Source organism: Pauljensenia sp. 20925_1_27 (assembly GCF_041432835.1).
In the GTDB taxonomy this organism is placed as follows: Bacteria; Actinomycetota; Actinomycetes; order Actinomycetales; family Actinomycetaceae; genus Pauljensenia.
This window is the reverse complement of sequence record NZ_JAPWAH010000003.1, coordinates 74764-98456: the sequence shown is the minus strand read 5'-3', so window position 1 is coordinate 98456 and position 23693 is coordinate 74764. Positions and strand designations below refer to the sequence as shown.

Annotated in this window: 15 protein-coding genes; 6 read left to right on the top strand and 9 right to left on the bottom strand. The window is 63.6% G+C overall.

Annotated elements, in window-relative coordinates:
• Window positions 1-156 precede the first annotated feature (156 nt).
• From glnA to O3684_RS03160, 3 genes are all read left to right on the top strand, one after another.
• Window positions 157-1581: a type I glutamate--ammonia ligase gene (gene glnA / locus O3684_RS03170; protein ID WP_500065052.1), complete on the top strand. Its 1425-nt coding sequence runs from the start codon at window positions 157-159 to the stop codon at window positions 1579-1581.
• Window positions 1582-1696: 115 nt separating this feature from the next.
• Window positions 1697-3562, top strand: a complete 1866-nt coding sequence (locus tag O3684_RS03165; RefSeq protein ID WP_500065051.1) for an AMP-dependent synthetase/ligase — start codon at window positions 1697-1699, stop codon at window positions 3560-3562.
• 46 nt (window positions 3563-3608) lie between these two features.
• Entirely contained in the window at window positions 3609-5525 is a 1917-nt protein-coding gene (locus tag O3684_RS03160; RefSeq protein ID WP_500065050.1) for an AMP-dependent synthetase/ligase, read from the top strand.
• Window positions 5526-5616: 91 nt separating this feature from the next.
• Here O3684_RS03160 and O3684_RS03155 read toward each other — a convergent pair whose 3' ends face one another.
• Both O3684_RS03155 and uvrA read right to left on the bottom strand, forming a co-directional pair.
• Complete coding sequence (locus tag O3684_RS03155) at window positions 5617-6102, bottom strand: polysaccharide transporter (RefSeq protein ID WP_500062334.1); 486 nt, start codon at window positions 6100-6102, stop codon at window positions 5617-5619.
• Window positions 6103-6119: 17 nt separating this feature from the next.
• Entirely contained in the window at window positions 6120-8990 is a 2871-nt protein-coding gene (uvrA, locus tag O3684_RS03150) for an excinuclease ABC subunit UvrA (protein WP_500065049.1), read from the bottom strand.
• A 57-nt stretch (window positions 8991-9047) separates the two neighbouring features.
• On the opposite strand from uvrA, the gene O3684_RS03145 reads away from it, so the two are divergent.
• A complete protein-coding gene (locus tag O3684_RS03145; protein ID WP_500065047.1) occupies window positions 9048-9329 on the top strand; it encodes a YciI family protein in 282 nt (93 codons plus the stop codon).
• A 70-nt stretch (window positions 9330-9399) separates the two neighbouring features.
• On the opposite strand, the gene O3684_RS03140 is transcribed toward O3684_RS03145, so the two are convergent.
• The 5 genes from O3684_RS03140 to coaE form a co-directional block, all read right to left on the bottom strand.
• Entirely contained in the window at window positions 9400-11790 is a 2391-nt protein-coding gene (locus O3684_RS03140; protein WP_500065046.1) for a cation-translocating P-type ATPase, read from the bottom strand.
• On the bottom strand, window positions 11780-12778 hold the full coding sequence (locus tag O3684_RS03135) for a TerC/Alx family metal homeostasis membrane protein (RefSeq protein ID WP_500065045.1): 999 nt from the start codon (window positions 12776-12778) through the stop codon (window positions 11780-11782). Before O3684_RS03135 ends, O3684_RS03140 begins: the two co-directional genes overlap by 11 nt.
• A 31-nt stretch (window positions 12779-12809) precedes the next feature.
• On the bottom strand, window positions 12810-13817 hold the full coding sequence (locus tag O3684_RS03130) for a TerC family protein (protein ID WP_500065044.1): 1008 nt from the start codon (window positions 13815-13817) through the stop codon (window positions 12810-12812).
• A 279-nt stretch (window positions 13818-14096) separates the two neighbouring features.
• A complete protein-coding gene (gene uvrB / locus O3684_RS03125) occupies window positions 14097-16181 on the bottom strand; it encodes an excinuclease ABC subunit UvrB (protein ID WP_500065043.1) in 2085 nt (694 codons plus the stop codon).
• Window positions 16182-16263: 82 nt separating this feature from the next.
• Complete coding sequence (gene coaE, locus O3684_RS03120) at window positions 16264-16956, bottom strand: dephospho-CoA kinase (protein WP_500065042.1); 693 nt, start codon at window positions 16954-16956, stop codon at window positions 16264-16266.
• A 92-nt stretch (window positions 16957-17048) separates the two neighbouring features.
• Here coaE and brnQ point away from each other — a divergent pair, with 92 nt between their 5' ends.
• Entirely contained in the window at window positions 17049-18398 is a 1350-nt protein-coding gene (gene brnQ / locus O3684_RS03115; protein ID WP_500065041.1) for a branched-chain amino acid transport system II carrier protein, read from the top strand.
• 430 nt (window positions 18399-18828) lie between these two features.
• On the opposite strand, the gene rpsA is transcribed toward brnQ, so the two are convergent.
• Window positions 18829-20265 (bottom strand): 30S ribosomal protein S1, encoded by a 1437-nt coding sequence (gene rpsA, locus O3684_RS03110; protein WP_500062343.1) that lies wholly within the window; start codon window positions 20263-20265, stop codon window positions 18829-18831.
• 171 nt (window positions 20266-20436) lie between these two features.
• Window positions 20437-23163, bottom strand: coding sequence for a DNA polymerase I (gene polA / locus O3684_RS03105; RefSeq protein ID WP_500065040.1), 2727 nt, complete (start codon window positions 23161-23163; stop codon window positions 20437-20439).
• On the opposite strand from polA, the gene O3684_RS03100 reads away from it, so the two are divergent.
• A complete protein-coding gene (locus O3684_RS03100; RefSeq protein ID WP_500062345.1) occupies window positions 23162-23638 on the top strand; it encodes a hotdog fold thioesterase in 477 nt (158 codons plus the stop codon). The two genes, polA and O3684_RS03100, sit on opposite strands and share 2 nt — an antisense overlap.
• Window positions 23639-23693 lie beyond the last annotated feature (55 nt).

Below are 23693 nucleotides of genomic sequence, written 5' to 3'. Positions count from 1 at the left end.
CGCCCGATGCCCACCGCGGGCGTGCTCTATGTCATGAAACCTTTGAATAATGAAACCAATACGCGCAGCCGCCACCTGTAGGCATATACTGGTCTTGGTTGCGAATTGACCTATTCTTGACCAGCGAGTACAGCTCTCCCACAAAGAAGGACGTTCATGTTCACCTCCACCCAAGAGGTCGCAGACTTTATCTCCGAGCAGAACATTGAACTCGTCGACGTGCGTTTCTGCGACGTCCCCGGGGTTCAGCAGCACTTCACGATCCCCGTGAGCGAATTCTTGGACGCCGCATTGTCGGACGGCCTGATGTTCGACGGCTCATCGGTGCGCGGCTTTACCGCGATCCACGAGTCCGACATGAAGCTCATCCCGGACATCTCTTCCGCGTTCGTTGACCCGTTCCGCGATCGTAAGACCCTGGTCGTTAACTTCTCGATCGTCGACCCCTTCACGGATGAGCCTTTCTCGCGCGACCCGCGCCAGGTGGCTGCGAAGGCCGAGGCCTACCTGCGTTCGACCGGTATCGCAGACGAGTGCTTCATCGGTGCCGAGGCGGAGTTCTACCTCTTCGACGACGTGCGCTACCAGGTCACCCCGCACAACACCTTCTACTCCGTCGACTCCCCCGAGGCGTACTGGAACACCGGCCGCGTCGAAGAGGGCGGTAACATGGGCTATAAGGTGGCCGTCAAGGGCGGTTACTTCCCTGTCTCCCCCGCCGACAAGTACGCGGATGTGCGCGACGAGATGAGCCGCCTCCTCGAAGAGGTCGGCCTGACGATCGAGCGCGCCCACCACGAGGTCGGCTCGGGCGGCCAGCAGGAGATCAACTACCGCTTCGCGACGCTGCAGACCGCGGCGGACGACATGATGAAGTTCAAGTACGTCATCAAGAACGCGGCCCTCGAGTTCGGCCATTCCGCGACCTTCATGCCCAAGCCCCTGTTCGGCGACAACGGCTCGGGTATGCACACGCACATGTCTCTGTGGAAGAACGGCGAGCCCCTCTTCTACGACGAGCGCGGCTACGGATCCCTGTCCGACACTGCCCGTTGGTTCATCGGTGGCCTGCTGGAGCACGCTCCCGCGCTGCTCGCCTTCACGAATCCGTCGGTGAACTCTTTCCGCCGCCTGGTTCCTGGCTTCGAGGCTCCGATCAACCTCGTATACTCGGCGCGCAACCGCTCCGCGTGCATCCGCATCCCCGTGACGGGCACCTCCCCGAAGGCCAAGCGCGTGGAGTACCGCGTGCCGGACCCGAGCGCGAACCCCTACCTGGCCTTCTCCGCGTGTCTCATGGCGGGCATCGACGGCATCAAGCGTCGCATCGAGCCGGCAGCCCCCATCGACAAGGACCTGTACGAGCTGCCCCCGGCCGAGTACCAGGACATCGCGAAGCTTCCGAGCTCTCTCGAGGCCGCTCTCGACGCACTGCGCGAGGACCACGAGTTCCTCACCGAGGGCGACGTCTTCACCCAGGATCTCATCGACACCTGGCTCGAGTACAAGGAGACCAAGGAGGTCGCCCCGATGCGCGCCTACCCGCACCCCTTCGAGTACCAGATGTACTACGACCTGTGATCTAATCGTCACTCAGCGGCCCCCGCCCCGATTATGGGGCGGGGGCCGCGCTCTACCCAGTAGACTCACAACGGACCTATTGTTCAGTCTTTGAACCGATACCCGGGAGGACACGATGAAGCGCATGCGCGATGGCTCGTACACGATCAAGCCGACGTACAAGGTCGGCGACCATGACATCGTGCCCGACATGCTGGCCAAGCGAGCCCTCAGCCACCCGCACCAGGTGTGCGTCGAGCAGCGTTCCTCCGTCGGTTCCACCCGCTCCCTGACCGCCGGTGAGCTCCAGCGTCAGGTCGAGTACACCGCCTGTGGCCTCATCGGCCTCGGCGTGCAGGCTGGAGACGCTGTGGCGATCCTGGCCCCGACCTCGTACGAGTGGCTCCTCCTGGATCTGGCACTGCTCTCGATCGGCGCGATCACCGTCCCGATCTACGAGTCCGATTCCGCCGCCCAGATCGAGCACATCCTCACCGACGCGCACGTGACCCGTGTTTTCACCGCTACGACACAGCAGGCCGAGCTCGTGGGCTCTGTTGCCCCCGGGCATACCGTCGCCATCGATTCCTTCGATCGTGGCGCACAGCGCATGATCGCCCGCGCCGCCACCGGCATCACGATCGAGAACGTCGAACAGCGCCGCGCCACCATGTCGTCCTCGGACATCGCAACCATCATCTACACCTCGGGCACGACGGGTAACCCCAAGGGCGTGGCCCTCACGCACGCGAACTTCATCGCAACCGCTCAGGGGGCGCGCCAGGTCCTCGGCGAGGTCATCGACTCACCCGAGACACGCCTGCTCCTCTTCCTCCCCGTCGCGCACGTGCTCGCCCGCCTCGTCATGCACGTGATCCTCTCCGGCCAGGGCGTGCTCGGCTTCTCGCCCAACATCAAGAACCTGCTGCCGGACATCCAGACCTTCAAGCCCTCCGTCCTCCTCGTCGTTCCTCGCGTCCTCGAGAAGGTCTACAACGCCGCGTCCTCGAAAGCAGGCGGCGGCATTAAGGGCCGCATGTTCGCGTGGAGCGCCAAGCAGGCACGCGCCTACTCGATCGCCTCCGAGAAAACCTTCGGGCCGGGCATGCTGAAGAAGATGCGCCACGGCATCGCCGACGCACTCGTCTTGAAGAAGATCCGGGCGATCCTCGGCCCCAACCTGCGCTACATCGTCTCCGGCGGCGCGCCCCTGGCCACCGATCTCGCCCACTTCTACGCGGGCATGGGCCTCACGCTCATCCAGGGCTACGGCCTATCCGAAACGACAGGCCCGATTGCCGTCCAGCATATCGGCAAGAACCCCGTGGGTGGCGTCGGCCTGCCCTTGCCCGGCAACTTCATCAAGATCGCCAAGGACGGTGAGATCCTCGTGCGCGGCCAGTCCGTCATGCCCGGCTACTACCACCTACCTGAGCAGACCGCCGAGGTCATGCCCGACGGCAAGTGGTTCCACACCGGCGACCTGGGTTCCATCGACCGCAAGGGTCAGCTGACCATCACCGGCCGCAAGAAGGAACTCATCGTCACCGCGGGCGGAAAGAACGTCTCCCCCGAGGTCCTTGAGGACTCCCTCGCCACGCATCCGCTCGTCGCCAACGTCATCGTGGTGGGCGATCAGCGCCCCTACGTCGGAGCCCTATTCACGCTCGACGCCGACATGCTGCCCGACTGGCTTGCCAAGCACGGCCTGCCGCAGTGCTCGCCCACCGAGGCCGCCGAGCTGCCCGCCGTGCGCGAGTCCCTCGAGAAGGCCGTCGAACGTGCCAACAAGGCCGTGTCCCGCGCCGAGTCGATCCGTAAGTTCCGCATCATCGACGCCACCTTTACAATCGCGAACGGCTACGTGACTCCCTCGATGAAGCTACGCCGACGCAAGGTGCTCGCCGACTACGCCCACGAGGTCGATGCGCTCTACGGCGGCCCCGTCTCCGCCGAGCCGACGAAGAAGCGCGGTTTCTTCCACCGCTCCAAGAAGAACTGATCCCCCCCAACACAGCGCAGCGCGCTCACCCCACGAAAGGACCGCAATGACGGTACGCAGGCTCGCAGACGGCTCATGGGAGTCGATCGCAACGCGAGAGGCCACCGAGGACATGAACCTGCCGAAGATGCTCCACCAGCGCGTGGCATCTCACCCCGGCCAGGTCGCGATTGAGCGGCGTTCCAACGTCGGCGCGTGGCGTCCCGTCACCATGGAGACGTTCCTGGGCGAAGCCGACTCAATCGCACGCGGTCTCATCGGCATGGGCCTCGAGGCCGGCGAGCACCTGGCGATCCTGGCGCCCACCTCCTACGAGTGGGCACTCATCGACGTGGCCGCACTGTCCTGTGGTGCCATCACGGTCCCGATCTACGAGACGGACTCTGCGTCCCAGATCGCGCATATCCTCCAAGACGCCGACGTGCGCATCGTCATCACGGCGACCACCCAGCAGGCCGAGCTCGTCGAGTCCGTGCGCACCGAGGGCGTCCGCCATATCCTCTCCCTCGACCGAGGCGCCGAGCGCGTCCTGACGGGTGCCGCCCAGGGTGTCACGGTCGAGCAGGTGCGCGAGCGCACCGACGCCGTCAAGCTCAGCGACGAGGCGACGATCATTTATACGTCCGGCACGACGGGCATGCCCAAGGGCGTTGTCCTCACGCACGGCAACTTCATTTCGCCGATGCTGCAGGCCTACGACTTCCTGCCGGTGCTCATCAACGATCCGAAGTCGCGCTCCCTGCTCTTCCTACCGGTCGCCCACGTGCTCGCGCGCTTCGTCATGTACTGCCTGCTCGCAGGGCAAGGCGTCACCGCGTTCTCCCCCGACACCCGTAATCTCGTGAACGACATAGCGACATTCAAACCGACGATGCTCCTCGTGGTTCCGCGCGTCATGGAGAAGGTCTATAACGCTGCCTCCGCGAAGGCCGGCGGCGGCGCGAAGGGACGAATCTTTGCCTGGGCTGCCAAGCAGGCCCGTGCCCTGTCTGCGGCCACCGCCTACGTGGACTCTCCCCTGCCCGAGTCCGCCGTCGCGGGTCCCGGCCCCGACACCACGCCCATCCCCGATGCTTCCGCGACACCCTCCCCCGGTCCGTCGGCATCACTCAAGCTGCGTGGCCGCGTCGCCGACGCGCTCGTCTTGAAGAAGGTCCGTGCGGTGCTCGGGCCGAATCTGCACACCATCATTTCGGGTGGCGCGCCCCTGGCCCCTGACCTGGCAAACTTCTATCGCGGCCTGGGCATCACGCTCCTGCAGGGATATGGCCTCTCCGAGACGACCGGACCGATCTCCGTGGAGACCCCACAGGACTTCCCGCCGGATTCGGTGGGCTTCCCCTGGCCCGGCAACCGGATGAAGATTGCTCCCGACGGCGAGCTGCTCGTGCGCGGCATCTCCGTGTCGAAGGGCTACCACAACCTGCCCGAGGCCACAGCGCAGGCCTACGTCGACGGCTGGTTCAAGACCGGCGACCTCGCTTCCATCGACGATCGCGGTCACCTGCGCATCACGGGACGCAAGAAGGAGCTCATCGTTACCGCGGGCGGCAAGAACGTCTCCCCCGAGATCCTCGAGGAGTCCCTTTCAACGCACCCGCTCATCGCGAACATCATCGTGGTGGGCGACAACCGCCCCTACATCGGTGCGCTCATCGCCCTGGACACGGAGATGCTGCCCGAGTGGCTGACCACCCACGGCCTGCCCGTCGTCGATGCTGCGCAGGCCGCGAACCTGCCCGAGGTACGCGAATCGCTGGAGAAAGCGATCGCCCGCGCCAACAAGGCGGTGTCTCGCGCCGAGTCGATCCGCCGCTACCGCATCGTCAATGCGGCCTTCACCGTAGAAAACGGCTACATGACGCCCTCCCTCAAGCTCAAGCGCCGCCGCGTCCTGGCGGACTACGCCGACGAGGTCGATGCGCTCTACGCGTCGGGCGAGGCAGCGAAGAACCAGGAATAACCCGGCCACCTGCTCGGGGATCCCGATCCGACGAAACGGCCCCGACCTCGTGACATACGAGGCCGGGGCCGCTTCGTGCGTTCAGGAACACCTAGTCTGCGGTGTTGCGTCCCACGACGAAGGCAGCAAACAGCGCGAGGAGGAAGGCAACACCGATGACCGGCATCGGGATCCAGAAGAGCATTCGGCGAGCGATCTCCAGGGCGGCCGAGGCGACCACGCCGACCGTCAGGAACATGTGGAAGGCGCGTGCCCACACGAAACCACCGGATTCCGAGCTCCACAGGGATACGAGCGTCATGATCAGGAACACGAGCACAACTGCGTAGATCGCAATGGCCGTCCCCAGCTGCCACACGTGGCGTGCCTCCGCATGAGCCGTCACGCTCAGGCACAGGTTGCCGAGGCCGGCGACGAAACCGCAGCCCAGCCCGTAGACGCGGCTGCGCCCAGCGGCGTGGGCCACGAGAGCCTTGAGGGCAAGGCCGCCCGACACCACCATGAGCGCCACCACGATCAGGTGCACCCATGCGGGCCAAAAGTACGAGAAGCCGTAGAGGCCATATGCGGGATTCATGAGGTCCATACTAACCATTACTTGCGCGAGCTCGCGGCGTCGCGCGCGGCCTCCTTCGCAAGGACCTCGGCGAGGTACTGGCCGGTGAAGGATTCCTTCACCTGTGCGACCTCTTCGGGCGTGCCCTGCGCGATGACCGTGCCGCCGCCTGCGCCGCCCTCAGGACCCATGTCGATGATCCAGTCGGCGCTCTTGATGACATCCAGGTTGTGCTCAATAACGATGACGGTGTTGCCCTTGTCGGCCAGGGATTGCAGCACCAGGAGGAGTTTACGGATGTCCTCGGAGTGCAGGCCCGTCGTGGGCTCGTCGAGCACGTAGACCGTGCGGCCGGTCGAGCGTCGCTGCAGTTCGGAGGCGAGCTTCACGCGCTGGGCCTCACCACCCGACAGGGTTGTGGCGCTCTGGCCGAGGCGCACGTAGCCCAGGCCCACCTCGACGAGCGTGTTGAGGTGGCGGGCAATGCGCGAGATCGGCGCGAAGAACTGCGCAGCCTCCGCGATCGGCATGTCGAGCACATCGGCGACGGTCTTGCCCTTGTACTCGACCTCCAGGGTCTCGCGGTTGTAGCGAGCGCCGTGGCAGACCTCGCAGGGCACGTACACGTCAGGCAGGAAGTTCATCTCGATCTTGAGCGTGCCGTCGCCCTTACAGGACTCGCAGCGACCGCCTTTAACGTTGAAGGAGAAGCGTCCCGGGCCGTAGCCGCGCACCTTCGCTTCCTGCGTTTCGGCAAAAAGCTTGCGGATCTGGTCCCACACGCCCGTGTACGTCGCAGGGTTCGAGCGCGGCGTCCGCCCGATCGGGCTCTGGTCAACGTGCACGACCTTGTCGAGCTGCTCGATGCCCGTGATCGTGCGATGACGACCCGGAACCATGCGCGCGCCGTTCAGACGCGAGGCCAGCGTGCGGTACAGAATGCCGTTGACGAGCGTCGACTTACCGGAACCGGACACACCGGTGACGGCGGTAAAAACACCGAGTGGGAAGGACACGTCGATGTTCTTCAGATTGTTTTCGCGCGCCCCCTTGACCGTCACGACGCGCTTCTTATCGATCGGGCGTCGCGTCGGCGGCAGGAGAATGCGACGCTTGCCCGACAGGTACTGTCCGGTGAGCGACTTGCGGTTCTTCAGGAGCTCGGCAAGAGGGCCCGAGTGGACGACCCAACCGCCGGTCTCGCCAGCGCCGGGGCCGATGTCAACGATCCAGTCAGCGGCCTCCATCGTCTCCTCGTCGTGTTCGACGACGATGAGCGTGTTGCCAAGATCGCGCAGGCGTTCAAGTGTCGCGATGAGCTTGCGATTATCTCGCTGGTGCAGGCCGATCGACGGTTCATCGAGGACATACAGGACGCCAACGAGGCCGGAGCCAATCTGCGTCGCCAGGCGGATGCGCTGCGCCTCGCCGCCAGACAGCGTGCCAGCACCTCGGGAAAGAGTCAGGTAGGTCAGGCCCACGTCAACGAGGAAGGCCAAGCGTGCCTCGATCTCGGTGAGGATTGGCGCCGCGATCGCGCGCGCACGCTGCTCGAGCTCGACGGTCGCGAGGAACTCACGTGCCTCCGAGATGGACAAGTCGGAGAGCTCGGCAATCGACTTGTCCCCGATGCGCACGGCAAGAACCTCGGGCTTGAGGCGCGCGCCGTGGCACGTCGGGCAGGGAATCTCGCGCATGTAGGAGTCGAGCTTCTCGGACACGGCGGCCGACTCGGTCTCCTCGCGCTTGCGCTCGATATAGTTGACCGCACCCTCGAAGCCCGTCGTGTAGGAACGCTCGCGCCCCCAGCGGTTACGGAACTTCACCGTAACCTCGTAGTCCTTGCCGTACAGGACAGCGTCCTTGACCTTCTTGGGCAGGGACTTCCACGGGGTACCCATCGCAAACCCCAGCTCCTTGGAGAGGGACTCGAGGAGCTTCTTGTGGTACTTGAAGTTCGAGTTCCAGGGGATGACCGCGCCGTCCGCGAGGGAGAGCTCCTCGTCAGGAACGACCAGTTCGGGATCGACCTCGAGGCGGAAACCGAGACCCGTGCAGTCGGGGCAGGCACCGTAGGGTGCGTTGAAGGAGAAGGTGCGCGGCTCGATCTCGTCGAGCATCAGCGGGTGGTCGTTGGGGCACGCGCGCTTTTCGGAGAAGCGGCGGCGGCGCTCCGGGTCCTCGGGATCGAGATCGACGCAGTCAATGATGACGAGGCCATCCGAGAGGCGCAGCGCCGTCTCGACGGAATCCGTGAGGCGCTGGCGCATGCCCTCGCGCACGACGAGACGGTCGACGACGACCTCGATCGTGTGCTTGAGCTTCTTTTCCAGCTTGGGGGCGTTCTCAAGGCGGACCATCTCACCGTCGATGATCGCTCGGGTGTAGCCCTCGGAGCGCAGCTCGTCGATGAGGTCCTGGTACTCGCCCTTGCGACCGCGCACGACTGGGGAGAGGACCTGGAAGCGCGTGCCTTCCTCCATGGTGCGCACGCGGTCAACGATCTGCTGCGGCGTCTGCGCCTGAATCCGCGCGCCACACACAGGGCAGTGTGCCACGCCGGCTCGGGCGTAGAGCAGGCGCAGGTAGTCGTGGATCTCCGTGATCGTGCCGACGGTCGAGCGCGGGTTGCGCGACGTCGACTTCTGATCGATGGACACGGCGGGCGACAGGCCTTCGATGAAATCCACGTCGGGTTTGTCCATCTGCCCAAGGAACTGGCGCGCGTAGGAGGACAGTGACTCCACGTAGCGACGCTGTCCCTCGGCGAAAATCGTATCGAAGGCGAGGGATGATTTACCCGATCCGGACAGGCCGGTGAAGACGATCATGGAGTCGCGGGGCAGCTCAAGGCTGACGTCCTTGAGGTTGTGTTCGCGAGCACCCTGGATAATTAGCTTATCATGCACCATTCGATACTATCCGCCATCTAGGCAAATGCCGGGATCAGGGCTAGTGTTATGCGTATGGCTTACTATGCAGTTGAATACGTCTACAACCCGTCGATGACCGAGACCATGGACGAGGTTCGTCCGACGCACCGCGCGTTCCTTTCCGGCCTGCTCGAGCGGGGAATCAACATCGCGTCCGGTCCCCTCGTCGGCGAAATCCCCGGCGCACTGCTCCTTATCAACGCCGAGAGCGAGGCCGACGTTGAGCGCATCCTCAACGAGGATCCCTTCTACGTCGCCGAGGTCGTCCAGGCGCGCCTCATCCGCGAGTGGAACCCCGTGATCCGGGCGTTCTGACGCCTCATACGAACGAGGCCGGGGCCGGGTCTATCACCCGACACCGGCCTCGACTCGTATCGACTCTGGCTTAGCCTTCCAAGGAACGCGCGAATTGGCGCGCGTAGAAGATACGCTGCGCGACCTCGATGAGCAGGGCGGCGCAGGCACCGACGCACACGATGACGAGCCACTCGTCGCCGGTGGGTGCGACCATCGAGAAGAAGCCACGAACCTGCGGGATGAAGACTCCGCCCACCGTTGCCGAAATGACGCTCAGCAGCAGGACCCACTTCCAGGTCGACAGCGGACGCGAGGTGATGACGAGGAGCCAGATCGCACCCAGCATGAGCGAGAGGATCGCGGCCGTCGACTCGCGCGACTGCGGCGGGCCGTCGACGATGCCGAAGGCCGTGAGGGCGGCCGCCGCAAGAATCACGCCCGTGGGCATCGCCAGCGACAGCGTACGCTTCAAGAACCCGGGCACATAGCGACGCGGGTTCGGCCATAGGGCCAGGAAGAACGCGGGAATACCAATGGTCAGGGAGTCAATGTAGCTGAACTGGCGTGGCAGGAACGGGTATCGCCAGCCGACCAGCGCCGTCACGATGACAAGCACGGCCGCGTACGTGGTCTTCGCCAGGAACAGCGACGACACGCGCTCCATGTTCGCGATGATCCTGCGTCCCTCGGACAAGACGCCCGGCAGGACCGAAAACTTCGAGTCGACCAGGACGATCTGCGCGACCGCCTTCGTGGCCTGCGTGCCGTTGCCCATCGCAATGCCGAGGTCGGCGTCCTTGAGTGCGAGCGCGTCGTTCACGCCATCGCCCGTCATCGCGACGCAGTGATCGCGAGCCTGGAGAGCGCCGACCATCGCACGCTTCTGCTCAGGCGTCACGCGTCCGAACACATCGTGGTTCTCGATCGCATCGATGAAGGCCTCGGAGGTCAGGTCCTCGGGCAGGTCCCTCGCATCCATGAGGCGAGCGGGCGACCCATCGGGCGCGGTCAGGCCAGCCTGCGTGGCCAACGCGCCGACCGTCGTCGGGTTGTCACCGGAAATGACACGCACATGCACGTCCTGCGACCGGAAATACTCGAGCGTTTCAGCCGCGTCCGGGCGCAGATCCTCCTCGAGCACCACGATCGCCGCCACGGTGCGATGCGTGGGGAGCTCATCGTCGACCACTGCCTCGTCAGCGCGAACGAGAGCGACGACACGGGACCCTTCCTGCGCAATACCACGCACCTTTGCCAGCAGTTCGGCGTTCTCAGCCGATGCCTCGTCGATGACGAACTCGGGTGCACCTAGGATCCAGGATTCACTCGCGCTCCCCCAGGCGCTCCACTTGCGCGCCGAGGAGAAGGGAACCGACCACTCGATACGCTCAGCCGCACCGGTACGCGCCGACTCGTCCAGGTAGTCCCAGATGGCTTCCGCAGTCGCATTGGTGCGGTCGCTCGCCGCACTCGCAAGCGCGCGAAGCACCACGGCCTCCTCACCCGAGATGACATCAATGCCGCGCACTCGGATACCGCCGGTGGTGAGCGTGCCCGTCTTGTCCAGGCACAGGCAGTCGACGCGCGCAAGTACTTCGACCGCCGGGAGTTCTTGAACAAGAACGCCGCGACGAGCCAGCGTCGCCGAACCAATCGCAAAGTTCATGGAAGTGAGCAACACGAGTCCCTGTGGGATCATGCCGATCACGGACGCAACGGAGAGAACGAGGGCCTCGCGCCAGTCTCCCCCGTGACCGCCAGCGATGCGATTCTGCGAGTAGAACGTCAAAACCACAATAGGGAGCAGCATCACCGAGACGACCTGCAGAACCCGGTTGATCGACATCTGAATTTCAGAGACCGTGCGCGTGAAGGCGCGTGCCTGCTCGGACAAGCCCTGCGCGTAGACACGCTCACCCACCGCCGTGGCGACCATCCTGCCCGAACCCGCGACGACGCTCGTACCCGCCAGCAGCTGATCGCCCTGCTTTTTCTTGACGGGGCGCGACTCGCCGGTCAACAGCGACTCGTCGATCTCGAGGCCCGCCGACGAGAGCACGGTTCCATCCACGCTCACCTGGTCGCCGAGCGTCAGATCGATGACATCATCGAGGACAACGTCCCGAGCGGGCACCACCGAGAGCGTACCGTCGCGCAGAACCGTCGCCTGCGGAGCATCGACGATAGCGAGGGAATCGAGGGTGCGCTTCGCACGCAGCTCGGAAACGATACCGATCACGGCATTGATGATCATGACGCCGCCGAAAATGCCGTCGCGCAGGTCTCCGAAGAGCAGAACGATGACCGACGCTGCGACGATGATCGCGTTGAACAGCGTCAGCACATTCTCACGGATAATCGACGCCACCGACCGAGACGTGCGGTCCTTCACGCGGTTGACAGCGCCGCGCGCAACACGCTCGGCCACCTCAGCGGCGCTCAGGCCGCGCTCATCGATGTTCACGTTCTCAACGGTCACCGCCGCTCCCCTCGTCCATGGCGGTACGCACCAGCGAGGCAACGACTGTGATCGCCAAGGTAACAACGATGACGCCCAGCGACACTGACACGGAGATCTCGGGTGCCCACTCGAATCCCCGGCCACCGTTGATAAACGGGATCGTGTTGGTATGCAAAGCCTCGAGAATCAGCTTGATACCGATGAAGCTCAGGATCACACCGAGGCCGTAGCCCAGATACACGAGCTTGCCCAGCAGCGCATCCACGAGGAAGAAAAGCTGGCGCAGGCCCATCAGCGCGAACACGTTGCACGCGAACACGAGGAAAGCCTGCGAGGTAATGCCAAAAATCGCAGGAATAGAGTCGAAGGCAAACATCAGATCCGCAGAACCAAGCGCCAAAACAACCACGAACAGAGGGGTCAGGTAGGTATGACCACCATGGCGATACAGCATACGGTTGCCGACAAAACCATCCGTGATGGGCAGGACGCGACGCACGATACGAATGAACGCATTCTCCTCGTACTCCTCATCGTCCTCCCCCCCGGTAATGGTCTCCTTGATCTGGGAAAACGCCGTCCACAGGAGCCACAGTCCGAAGAGGAAGAAGACCCACGAGAAGCGCGCAACGAGGGCTGCGCCCAGCAGGATAAACACGAGGCGCAGCAGCAGCGCGATCACAATGCCGAAAAGCAACGCCTTCTGCTGATTCTCACGCGGAACGCGGAAAGCCTTGAGGATCAGGATGAACACAAACAGGTTATCGACCGACAGCGACCACTCCATCGCCCAGCCCGCATAAAACTCCTGGGCGTAGAGCCAGCCGTTGGTCAACCAAATTCCAACACCGAAGATACCAGCCAAACCAACGTAGAACAGGGTCCAGCGAGCGGCCTCGCCAGCCGTGGGCGGGTGTGGGTTACGCGCATGCCCAAGGAAATCGAGCACGACCAAACCGATGGCAACGAGGGCGAGAATGCCCCACGCCCACGGGTGAACAACCATGAGTACCTCTTAACTATCCGACCAGGAAATTTTAGCGCTCTCCTGCAGCAGGTTCTTCTCCCGCACGCCGTTTTCGAGAAACCACGAGAGAAGCCATAACCGTGAGAAGAATCGTCGCCACGATAAAACCGAGCGAGAACGCAATCGATGGCTCAGGGATAACGGAAACCTCGTGACCGCCATTGATGAAGGGCAGCTCGTTGGTGTGCAACGCGTGGTTGATGAGCTTGAAACCAATGAAGCCGAGAATAGCGGCGAGGCCATAATGCAGGAACACAATACGATCCAGCAGGCCGTCGATGAGGAAGTAAAGCTGACGCAGGCCAAGCAACGAGAATGCATTGGCAGCGAAGACCAGGTATGCCTCGGAGGTCAGCGAGTAGATCGCGGGGATCGAGTCGACGGCGAACATGACGTCCGCGGTGCCGATCGCAATGACGCACAGGAGCATCGGCGTGATGTAGGTGCGGCCCCCATGGCGGTAGAGCATACGCGAACCAATGAAGCCATCGGTAACCGGCACGATCTTCGACACCCAGCGCACGATCGACGGCGGACGGTACTCATCGTCGTCATCATCGCCAGACCCTTCACGCACCTGGCTCACCGCCGTCCACAGCAGCCATGCGCCGAAGAGGTAGAAGACCCACGAGAAGTTTTCGATCAGCGCGGCGCCAGCCAGGATGAAAAGAAGCCGCAACACGAGGGCGATGACGATGCCCGCCAGCAGGACCTCCTGCTGGTTCTTCCGGGGAACCCGGAAGCTCGAGAGGATGATGACGAACACGAAGAGGTTGTCAATACTGAGCGCTTTCTCGGTGATGTAGCCGCCGAGGTACTCCTGGCCGTATTCCGGCCCCCACAAAGCCCAGACAATACCACCAAAGATCAGGGCAATGGCGATGTACGCAACCGACCACCAGGTCGCTTCCTTAAGCGTGGGTTCGTGCGGGGTGCGGACGTGGCCGACGATGTCGACAACGATCATGGTCAGGATGATGGCAGCCAGGACAATCCAGGCGAGCGCGTGCACGTGCATACGGGTGCCTCCGGTACGAGTCGGGTACCGGAGGTCTCTTCCCGCCAGAAAAACTGGCCGGTGACGCCGGAGGCCGCGCCGCATGGGCGGGCCGTCGTGATGACGACGCCACTGTTGGTGGGAGTACTCCCCTCCGCTTACATCTCTATCCTAGTCGGACACAGCCGCTGTCCGGTGATTCATGACGAGTGGCGTCTGTCGCCTTGACGATGGCCACTGCCCCAGGGGCCGATGCCGTGGCCACCTCCAACCTCCGACCACCCCGGTCGGAAAGCGCGCTCAGTGGGCACGCTTCATGGCGCGCAGTTCCTTCTTGAGATCCTCGATCTCATCACGCAGGCGGGCGGCGACCTCGAATTGGAGGTGCTGGGCGGCGGTCATCATCTGGGCGGATAGCTCCTCGATGAGTTCGGCCAACTCGGCTTCGGCACGCTGGCCCGACGCAACGGTGCGGCCGCCACCGCTGGCGTCGGAGCGCTCCCGCGCGCTCTTTTCCTTACGGTACCCGCCCTCGAGCAACGTCTGTGTGTCGACCTGCTCGCGGGCGAGCATGTCGGTGACGTCGGAGATCTTCTTGCGCAGCGGCTGGGGGTCGATGCCGTGTTCCTTGTTGTAGGCGATCTGGATCTCGCGACGACGCATGGTCTCGGAGATTGCCTCGTTCATCGAGTCCGTCATGTTGTCGGCGTACATGTGGACCTCGCCGGACACGTTTCGGGCGGCGCGGCCGATCGTCTGGATGAGCGAGCGGGTGGAGCGCAGGAAGCCTTCCTTGTCGGCGTCGAGGATGGAGACGAGGGAGACCTCGGGCAGGTCCAGGCCCTCGCGCAGCAGGTTGATGCCGACGAGCACGTCGAAGGTACCCAGGCGCAGCTCGCGCAGCAGCTCGACGCGGCGCAGCGTGTCGACGTCGGAGTGCAGGTACTCGACCTTGACGCCACGCTCGGCCAGGTAGGTCGTGAGTTCCTCGGCCATCTTCTTGGTGAGGGTGGTGACGAGGACGCGCTCGTCGCGTTCGACGCGCAGACGCACCTGTTCGAGGAGATCATCGATCTGTCCCTCGGTGGGTTTGACGACGACGAGCGGATCGACGAGGCCCGTCGGACGAATGATCTGCTCGACCACCCCGTCCGAGCGTTCGAGCTCGTAGGGACCCGGCGTCGCGGAGAGGTAGACGGTCTGGCCGATGCGCTGCGTGAACTCGTCCCACTTGAGGGGACGGTTGTCCATCGCGGAGGGCAGGCGGAATCCGTAGTCGACGAGGGTGCGCTTGCGCGACATGTCGCCTTCGAACATCGCGCCGATCTGTGGGACGGTCACGTGGGACTCGTCGATGATGAGCAGGAAGTCGTCCGGGAAGTAGTCCAGCAGCGTGTGCGGGGGTGTGCCGGGGCCTCGCCCGTCAATGTGGCGAGAGTAGTTTTCCACGCCCGAGCACGATCCGATTTCCTTGAGCATCTCCAGGTCGAAGGTGGTGCGCATGCGCAGGCGCTGCTCCTCGAGGAGCTTGTTCTGCGCCCGGAACCACGCGAGGCGGTCGTCAAGCTCGTCCTCGATCGAGGCGATCGCCTTCTTCATGCGCTCCTCGCCCGCCACATAGTGCGAGGCCGGGAACAGGTAGGTGTGGTCAACCTGGTCGATCACGTCGCCGGTGAGCGGGTGTAGCACCGCGAGGGAATCGATCTCGTCGCCGAACATCTCGATGCGAATCGCGAGCTCCTCGTACACCGGGATGATCTCGATCGTGTCGCCGCGCACGCGGAAGGTGCCACGCGTGAACGCCATGTCGTTACGCACGTACTGCATCGCGACGAAGCGCCGCAGCAGCGCGTCGCGGTCGATGATCATGCCGCGCTCAAGTTCGATCATGCGCGCCACGTACTCCTCGGGGGTACCGAGGCCGTAGATGCAGGACACCGAGGAGACGACGACCGTGTCGCGCCGCGTCAGCAGCGAGTTCGTGGCGCTGTGCCGCAGTCGCTCGACCTCGTCATTGATCGACGAGTCCTTCTCGATGAACGTGTCCGTCTGGGGAACGTAGGCCTCGGGCTGGTAGTAGTCGTAGTAGGACACGAAGTATTCGACGGCGTTGCCGGGCAGCAGTTCGCGGAATTCTGCTGCCAGCTGCGCGGCGAGCGTCTTATTCGGCTCGAGCACCAACGCGGGACGCTGCAGCTCTTCGATGAGCCACGCGGTGGTCGCGCTCTTGCCCGTGCCGGTCGCACCCATGAGGACCACGTCCTGCTCGCCGTCACGGATGCGTGCCGCCAGCTCACGGATTGCTTTAGGCTGATCGCCTGATGGCGTGTAGGGAGAGATGACCTCGAAAGGCTTGTCTTGGCGGATGACGGGGGTTTCGTTCACCCTCCTACGCTACCGCCCAGGTCAGCGGGGTGCCCGCACAAAGCACACGGGTTCGCGATGAGCATGGAGTGCCCCGGCCTCGTCAATCAACAATGGGTACGTCCGGGGTGAGCCAACGCTCATAGACGAGGCCTGCGACCTCCTCGAGCTCCGCAGCGCTGCCCTCATTGTCGATCCAGATGGAGGCGACGGCTCGGCGCTCCTGCGACGAGGCCTGGGCGCGGATGCGGGAGCGCGCGTCCTCAGATGCCACTCCCCTGGCTTCCAGGCGCTCAATACGCTGCTCGATGGGCGCATCCACGATAACAACAGCGTCGAAGCGATCGGCGCGGTCCCCCTCGACGAGGAGAGGAATATCGTAGACCGCTAGCGCACCTGCCGGGGCCTCACGCAGGATCGACCACGCGCGCGCTTCGATGACGGGGTGCGTCATAGCGTTGAGCCGTGCGACGCGTTCCTCCGCCCCTTCACCCCCGAACACGCGCGAGGCGAGGAGCGACCGATCCAGAGTGCCATCCTGCCGGATGAGGTCGTTACCGAACTCCCGCGCAACCTCGGCAAGCACGGGCTCACCGGGCTGGAGGATCTGTCTCGCAATAGCATCCGCGTCGGCGATGACAGCCCCCTTGGATGCAAAAACGCGCGTCACCGACGACTTGCCACTGCCGATACCCCCACTGACCGCAATGATGCGACGCGGCCCCTGGGCGCGGGGGCCATCAAGTGGACGAATAAGCGTGGCCGTACAAGCCCCAGCGCGAAGAGTCGTGTTCACGACTCCCAGACTATCCCGCCTGCGGTTGCGTATACACGCCCTCATGCAAGAATTGGTGCTGTTAGAGAACGCACATTATCAAGTGAGTAGCAGTGACGCAGACAGTCAATGATGATTCCACTGAGCGTTCGGGCGTCGCGGTCCTCATCGCGACGTCCTTGACGCTCTTCTCGATGTTCTTTGGTGCCGGTAACCTTATTTTCCCGCCGATCATGGGCGCGTCGGCCGGCACCAACTTGACCCCCGCGATGATTGGTTTCCTCATCGGCGGCGTCGCTCTCCCCGTCATTTCGATCATCACTATTGCCCTGTCGGGCACCGATATCCGTGACCTTGTGAGCCGCGCCGGCAAGCCCTTCGGGCTCGTTTTCTCTGTGATGGTGTATCTCTCGATCGGTGCCTTCTACGCGCTGCCGCGCACGGGTGCTGTGTCCTTCTCGACAGCTGTCGCCCCCATTATCGGGACAAAGTCTCTCACCGCATCGATCATCTTCAGCTTCATTTTCTTTGCCATCGCCTTCTACCTGTGTTGGAATCCCGGCCATATCATCGACGCGCTCGGCAAGGTACTCACCCCCATCCTGCTCGGGCTGCTAGTTCTCCTCGTGTTCCTCTGCCTGGCATCCCTGCCGACCTCTCACGACGCGCCAACCGGCGAGTACGCGGCAACTCCCCTCGCCGCTGGTCTCCTCGAGGGCTACATGACGATGGACTCAATTGCGGCCCTGGCCTTCGGCATCATCGTCGTCACGTCGCTCGGTCATACTGGGGGCGGCATCGGCGCGAAGGTCGTACGCCGCACCTCGACGGCGGCGATTATTGCCGGTTCGCTGCTCGGCGTCGTCTACGTGGGGTTAGGCCTCATCGGCCACGTGATCCCGAATGCTCAAAGCTACAGCGACGGCGCAACCCTGCTCGCTGATGCTGCCCAGATGACAATGGGCTGGCCCGGGCAGATTGTCTTCGGTCTGATCGTTCTCACGGCCTGCATGACAACGGCTGTCGGCCTCATCGCAGCAACCTCGGAGTTCTTCCACCGGCTTGCCCCGCAGATTTCCTACCGTACGTGGATGATCGTCTTTACGATCATCTCCTTCGTGTTGTCATCTGCGGGGCTCAGCTCCGTACTCGCGATCGCGGTTCCGATCATCACGTTCCTCTACCCTGTCGCGATCACGGTCGTGTTCATCACGATCATCACCCATCCGCTTCGACTCGCAACGCCGGCGCTGTGGACGTTCCGCCTGGGCGCGTGGATGGCTGCGGCATGGTCTGCGGCGACAACGCTGGCACATATCGGTGTTGCAACAGAGGGAATTAACTCTCTTCTCATGTGGAGCCCACTTCAGGCGAACCAGCTCGGCTGGATCCTACCCACCGTCGTCGCGGCGTTGGTCGGCGCGTGCATCGATGTGGCAGTAATGAAGCGCTCGGCCACCTAATCATCGTCAGCGACCGACCCCGCACAGCATCGTTGCTGTGCGGGGTCTCGTTGTCTGTGCTGCGACGCCACGACGTAAGCCAGAACAAAAGTCGCACATAATTTCCAACGGTCAGTTTTCGAGATCCGCTAAAAACGTTGCAATCCCAACGATGCGACTTCAATATTTGAAACACCCGCAAGGGAATTACGTGCGACATTGTTGAGTAACCCGTCATCACGAGGCCTGCGGGGCCTGGCCGGGCTTCGAGACGAGGCACCGAGCGCAAGCTCGGTTGCCAAGTCTCGCGGGCGGGCAGGCCTCGCGGCGGCCGGAGATCTAGCTGAGCGGCAACCAGAAAAAGTGGTGGCCCCCAGGAAAACCTGGGGACCACCACTCATGCGTTCACTGACGTGAACTGACGGGCCAAAGCTCAGTCACAAAGACTGGTTCAGTTGTTCGTCAGCTTCTCACGCAGCGCGGCCAGGGCCTCGTCGGAAGCAAGGGTGCCCTCGTTGTCGACAGGGGTCGAGTAGGAGGCCTGCTCCTCGATGGAGGGAGCCGCTTCGGCGTCCTCTTCGAGGGCCTTGCGGACCTGAGCCTTGTGGGCCTCCCAGCGGGCCTGAGCCTCGGCGTACTGGGCTTCCCAAGCCTCGCGCTGAGCGTCGAAGCCTTCCATCCACTCCTGGGTCTCCGGATCGAAGCCCTCGGGGTACTTGTAGTTGCCGTTCTCGTCGTACTCGGCGGCCATGCCGTAGAGCGAGGGATCGAACTCTTCGGAGTTCGGGTCCACGCCCTCGTTGGCCTGCTTGAGGGACAGGGAGATGCGGCGACGCTCGAGGTCGATGTCGATGACCTTGACGAAGACCTCTTCACCGACCTTGACGACCTGGTCCGGCAGCTCGACGTGACGCTGAGCCAGCTCGGAGATGTGGACGAGGCCCTCGATGCCGTCCTCGACGCGGACGAACGCGCCGAAGGGGACGAGCTTGGTGACCTTGCCGGGCACAACCTGGCCGATGGCGTGGGTGCGGGCGAATGCCTGCCACGGATCTTCCTGGGTGGCCTTGAGCGAGAGGGAGACGCGCTCGCGATCCATGTCGACGTCGAGAACCTCGACGGTGACTTCCTGGCCGACCTCGACGACCTCGGACGGGTGGTCGATGTGCTTCCAGGACAGCTCGGAGACGTGAACCAGGCCGTCGACACCACCGAGATCGACGAACGCGCCGAAGTTGACGATGGAGGAGACGACGCCGGTGCGCACCTGGCCCTTCTGCAGGGTGTGCAGGAAGTTCGTGCGGACCTCGGACTGGGTCTGCTCGAGCCATGCGCGGCGGGACAGGACCACGTTGTTGCGGTTCTTGTCGAGCTCGATGATCTTCGCTTCGATCTCGCGACCGATGTAGGGGGCGAGGTCGCGGACGCGACGCATCTCGACGAGGGAGGCGGGCAGGAAGCCGCGCAGGCCGATGTCGAGGATCAGGCCGCCCTTGACGACCTCGATGACGGTACCGGTAACGACGCCGTCCTCTTCCTTGATCTTCTCGATCTGGCCCCATGCACGCTCGTACTGCGCGCGCTTCTTCGACAGGAGGAGGCGACCTTCCTTGTCTTCCTTCTGGAGGACGAGCGCCTCGATGTGGTCGCCCACGGCGACAACGTCGTCGGGGTTGACGTCGTGCTTGATGGACAGCTCACGAGAGAGGATGACACCCTCGGTCTTGTAGCCGATGTCGAGGAGGACCTCGTCATGGTCGACCTTGACGACAGTGCCCTCGACGATGTCACCATCGTTGAAGTACTTGATGGTCTCGTCGATGGCTGCGATCAGGTCTGCTTCCGAACCAATGTCGTTGATGGCGACCTGCGGCGTATTGGTGGTCATGTAGTAGTTTCTCCGAAACGGACTGGATAGTAGATGGACAGTTCCAGCGCCTGAAGCCCGATGCGGATGCACCTGTCCCCAGACACTGGGGTCTAGTCTAGCAGCCTTGAGCGCGCAAATGTGACGAATTTGGCGACACTTTCCGTGGCGTGCGTCGCGTCGTCACAGGTTTCAGTGGGCTGCGAGCTGCCAGGACGCGCCGATTCCGACAGCGACGTCAAGCGGGACGGAAAGTTCGACGGGAGTCGCCATCTTCTCACGGACAAGCGCCTCGACGGCCGCAGCCTCTCCGGGAGCAACTTCGAGGAGCAGTTCGTCGTGGATCTGCACGAGGAGTCGGGAGGCAAGCCCGACCTCGGACAGCGCGTCCGCCACGTTCATCATCGCGATCTTCACGATGTCCGCGGCACTGCCCTGGATCGGCGCGTTGAGGGCGGCACGTTCAGCCATTTCTCGACGCTGGCGGTTCGAGGAGCGGAGATCGGGCAGGTAGCGGTGCCGCCCGAACATGGTCTGGGTGTAGCCATCCGCGCGCGCCTGGGCGACAAGGCCCTCAAGGTAGTCGCGGACCTTGCCGAAGCGTTCGAAGTAGCGATCGCGCAGGGCTGCAGCCTCGGGCACGGGAATGCCTAGCTGGGCGGCGAGGCCGTAGGAGGAAAGACCGTAGGCCAGGCCGTAGGAGGTGGCCTTGATACGCGAGCGTTCCTCGCCGGTGACCTCGCAAACCGGGGTTCCGAAGACCATGGACGCCATGGTCCGATGCAGGTCCTCGCCGGAGTTGAAGGCCTCGATGAGCGCCTCATCTCCGGACAGGTGCGCCATCAGGCGCATTTCGATCTGCGAGTAGTCCGCGCTCATCAGTGACTCGAAACCTTCACCCGCAACGAAGGCGCCGCGGATACGCATACCGTCGGCGCTGCGAGCGGGGATGTTCTGCAGGTTCGGGTCGGAGGAGGCCAGACGCCCCGTGGCAGCTGCGACCTGAGAGAACGTCGTGTGGATGCGCCCGTCCGAGGCGACGGTGGCGGACAGGGAGTCCACCATCTGCTTGAGCTTGATGCGGTCGCGGTGAGTCAGCAGGAAACCGAGGAAGTCATGCCCCGCTCCCCCGGCATCCGCCGTCTTGGCGTACAGGTCAGCCAGCGCCTCAGCGTTCGTCGTGTACCCGGTCTTCGTCTTCTTCGTCTTGGGCAGGCCAAAGTGGTCGAAGAGCAGCTCCTGGAGCTGCTTGGGGCTGGAGAGGTTGACTTCGCGTCCCGCTGCGGCCCACGCCCCCTCACGCGCGGCATCGACCGCCTTGCCGAGTTCTGCGGACAGACCGTCGAGAACGTCAGTGTCCGCGGCGATGCCGATGGTCTCCATCTGGCCCAGAAGGATCGACAGCGGCATCTCCATGTCGGTGAGGAGGGACGTCTCGGCGCTTTCTTCCAGTTGGGCGCGCAGCGCCCGGGCAAGCGGGTGCAGGTGGGCGGCTAGTTTCCCGGCGCGCACTGCGCCAGCGCCGGGACCGGCGCCCAGGTCATCCAGGCCGAAGAGAGCATCCGAATCACCCTCCTCCACGTCGATCACGACGCCGAGGACACGCGAGAGAACGTCCTCAAGCTTGTGGGAACGCTGGTCGGGGTGCGCGAGGTAGGCGGCGAGCATCGTGTCGCAGCCGACGGTACCGAGAGTCCAGCCGCGTGAAGCGAGCGCATGGCGCATCCCCTTGGCGTCGTGCACGATCAGGGACGAGGCCGTGGCAAGAACGTCGCCGAGCGCTTGCTCCTGCGCGGGGCTGAGTTCGACGGGATCGATGACGAGTGCGTCGTTCTCGGACGCCAGAACAACGCGGGTGACGTCTCCACGCACGGGGCGTGAATCGCCTTCAACGAGAAGGGCGAGGCTGGAGCGAGTGCCCACCCATTGCGCGATATCGCACGCGGCATCGGCAACCATCACCTCGATGTCAACGTCGGCGGCGGGCTCGGGAGTCTCGTCGATGGCCCCCTCCCCCATGCCGATACCGGCAACCTCACGGACCTTCGTACGCAGTCGCCCGAACTCGAGAGAGTCGAAGAGACGGTCGATGGCGGCGACGTCCGTGGGGCGACGTGCCAGATCACTGAGCGAGACCTCAAGGTCCATGTCGGTGAGCAGACGATTGAGCCGACGATTGCGCGCCACATCGTCCATGTGTTCACGCAGTGCAGCGCCGCGCTTTCCGCCAATCTCATCGGCACGCGCCAGCAGGTTGTCGAGACCGTCGAACTTGTTGATCCACTGCGCGGCGGTCTTCGGCCCTACACCCGGGACGCCGGGCAGATTATCCGAGGTCTCACCAACGATTGCGGCAATCTCGGGGTAACGGTGCGGCGGAACGCCGTACTTGTCTTCCACCGCCTGCGGAGTCATACGACGCAGGTCACCTGGCCCCGTACCGGGGTAGAGCACCGTCACGTTGTCGGTCACCGTCTGAAACGAGTCACGATCGCCGGACACCACCAGAACAGTCGATCCCTCGTGACCTGCGCGATACGCAAGAGTCGCGAGGATATCGTCGGCCTCAAAACCCTCACGGGACAGAGACACGATACCCATCGCGTCAAGCACCTCGCGGATGAGCTCCACCTGCCCCTTAAATTCTTCGGGCGTCGCGTCACGGGTGCCCTTGTACTCGGGGTACTCCTCCGTGCGGAATGAGTGCCTCGACACATCGAATGCGACAGCGATATGCGTCGGCTGCTCGGTCTCCAACAAGCGCGTCAGCATTGAAACGAAGCCGTAAACCGCGTTTGTGTGCTGGCCTGTGGCCGTCACGAAGTTATCTGGCGGGAGCGCATAGAAGGCGCGAAACGCCATCGAATGGCCATCAATAATCAGCACAGTGTCACTCACACATGCCACCCTAGATGCCATGACACACGATCACCAGATGAAACACACGCAGTCTTCCTCACCTGATCCGCTCGCCCGCGGCGGCTGGGTCGGCGCCCACTGGCCTGGGACCCTCATGGAAGCAACGGGTATGGAGGTCATCGAGCACAGTGCTGTGCGTACCGTTATTTCCATGCCGATTGACGGAAACCGCCAGAGCGCTGGCATTCTGCACGGGGGTGCCTCCGCTGCACTCGCCGAAACGGCGGCGTCCTTCGCCGCCCAGATTCATGCGCGCGAGACAAACCCAGGCAAGCAAGCCTACGCAGTGGGCACGGAGCTCAACGCATCGCACATCAGCGCCGGACGTGAAGGGATCATCACAGCGACCGCGACGGCGGTCCACCTCGGACGCTCGTCCACCGTCCACACTGTGGAGATCAGGGACGAGGCCGACCGCCTCATCTCAGTTGCGCGCGTCACCAACCGGATCCTCGTGCGCGCGAGCCACGACTGACCGACAAGAAACAGTAATGGGGAGGGCCGAGTGACCCTCCCCATTCGTGTACGTG

What these genes read in the sequence shown, in the direction of transcription:
- glnA (WP_500065052.1), top strand. Translation starts at nt 157, where the DNA reads ATGTTCACCTCCACCCAAGAGGTCGCAGACTTTATCTCCGAGCAGAAC.
- O3684_RS03165 (WP_500065051.1), top strand. Translation starts at nt 1,697, where the DNA reads ATGAAGCGCATGCGCGATGGCTCGTACACGATCAAGCCGACGTACAAG.
- O3684_RS03160 (WP_500065050.1), top strand. Translation starts at nt 3,609, where the DNA reads ATGACGGTACGCAGGCTCGCAGACGGCTCATGGGAGTCGATCGCAACG.
- O3684_RS03155 (WP_500062334.1), bottom strand. Translation starts at nt 6,102, where the DNA reads ATGAATCCCGCATATGGCCTCTACGGCTTCTCGTACTTTTGGCCCGCA.
- O3684_RS03145 (WP_500065047.1), top strand. Translation starts at nt 9,048, where the DNA reads ATGGCTTACTATGCAGTTGAATACGTCTACAACCCGTCGATGACCGAG.
- O3684_RS03135 (WP_500065045.1), bottom strand. Translation starts at nt 12,778, where the DNA reads ATGGTTGTTCACCCGTGGGCGTGGGGCATTCTCGCCCTCGTTGCCATC.
- O3684_RS03130 (WP_500065044.1), bottom strand. Translation starts at nt 13,817, where the DNA reads ATGCACGTGCACGCGCTCGCCTGGATTGTCCTGGCTGCCATCATCCTG.
- rpsA (WP_500062343.1), bottom strand. Translation starts at nt 20,265, where the DNA reads ATGACCACCAATACGCCGCAGGTCGCCATCAACGACATTGGTTCGGAA.
- O3684_RS03100 (WP_500062345.1), top strand. Translation starts at nt 23,162, where the DNA reads ATGACACACGATCACCAGATGAAACACACGCAGTCTTCCTCACCTGAT.
- polA (WP_500065040.1), bottom strand. Translation starts at nt 23,163, where the DNA reads ATGGCATCTAGGGTGGCATGTGTGAGTGACACTGTGCTGATTATTGAT.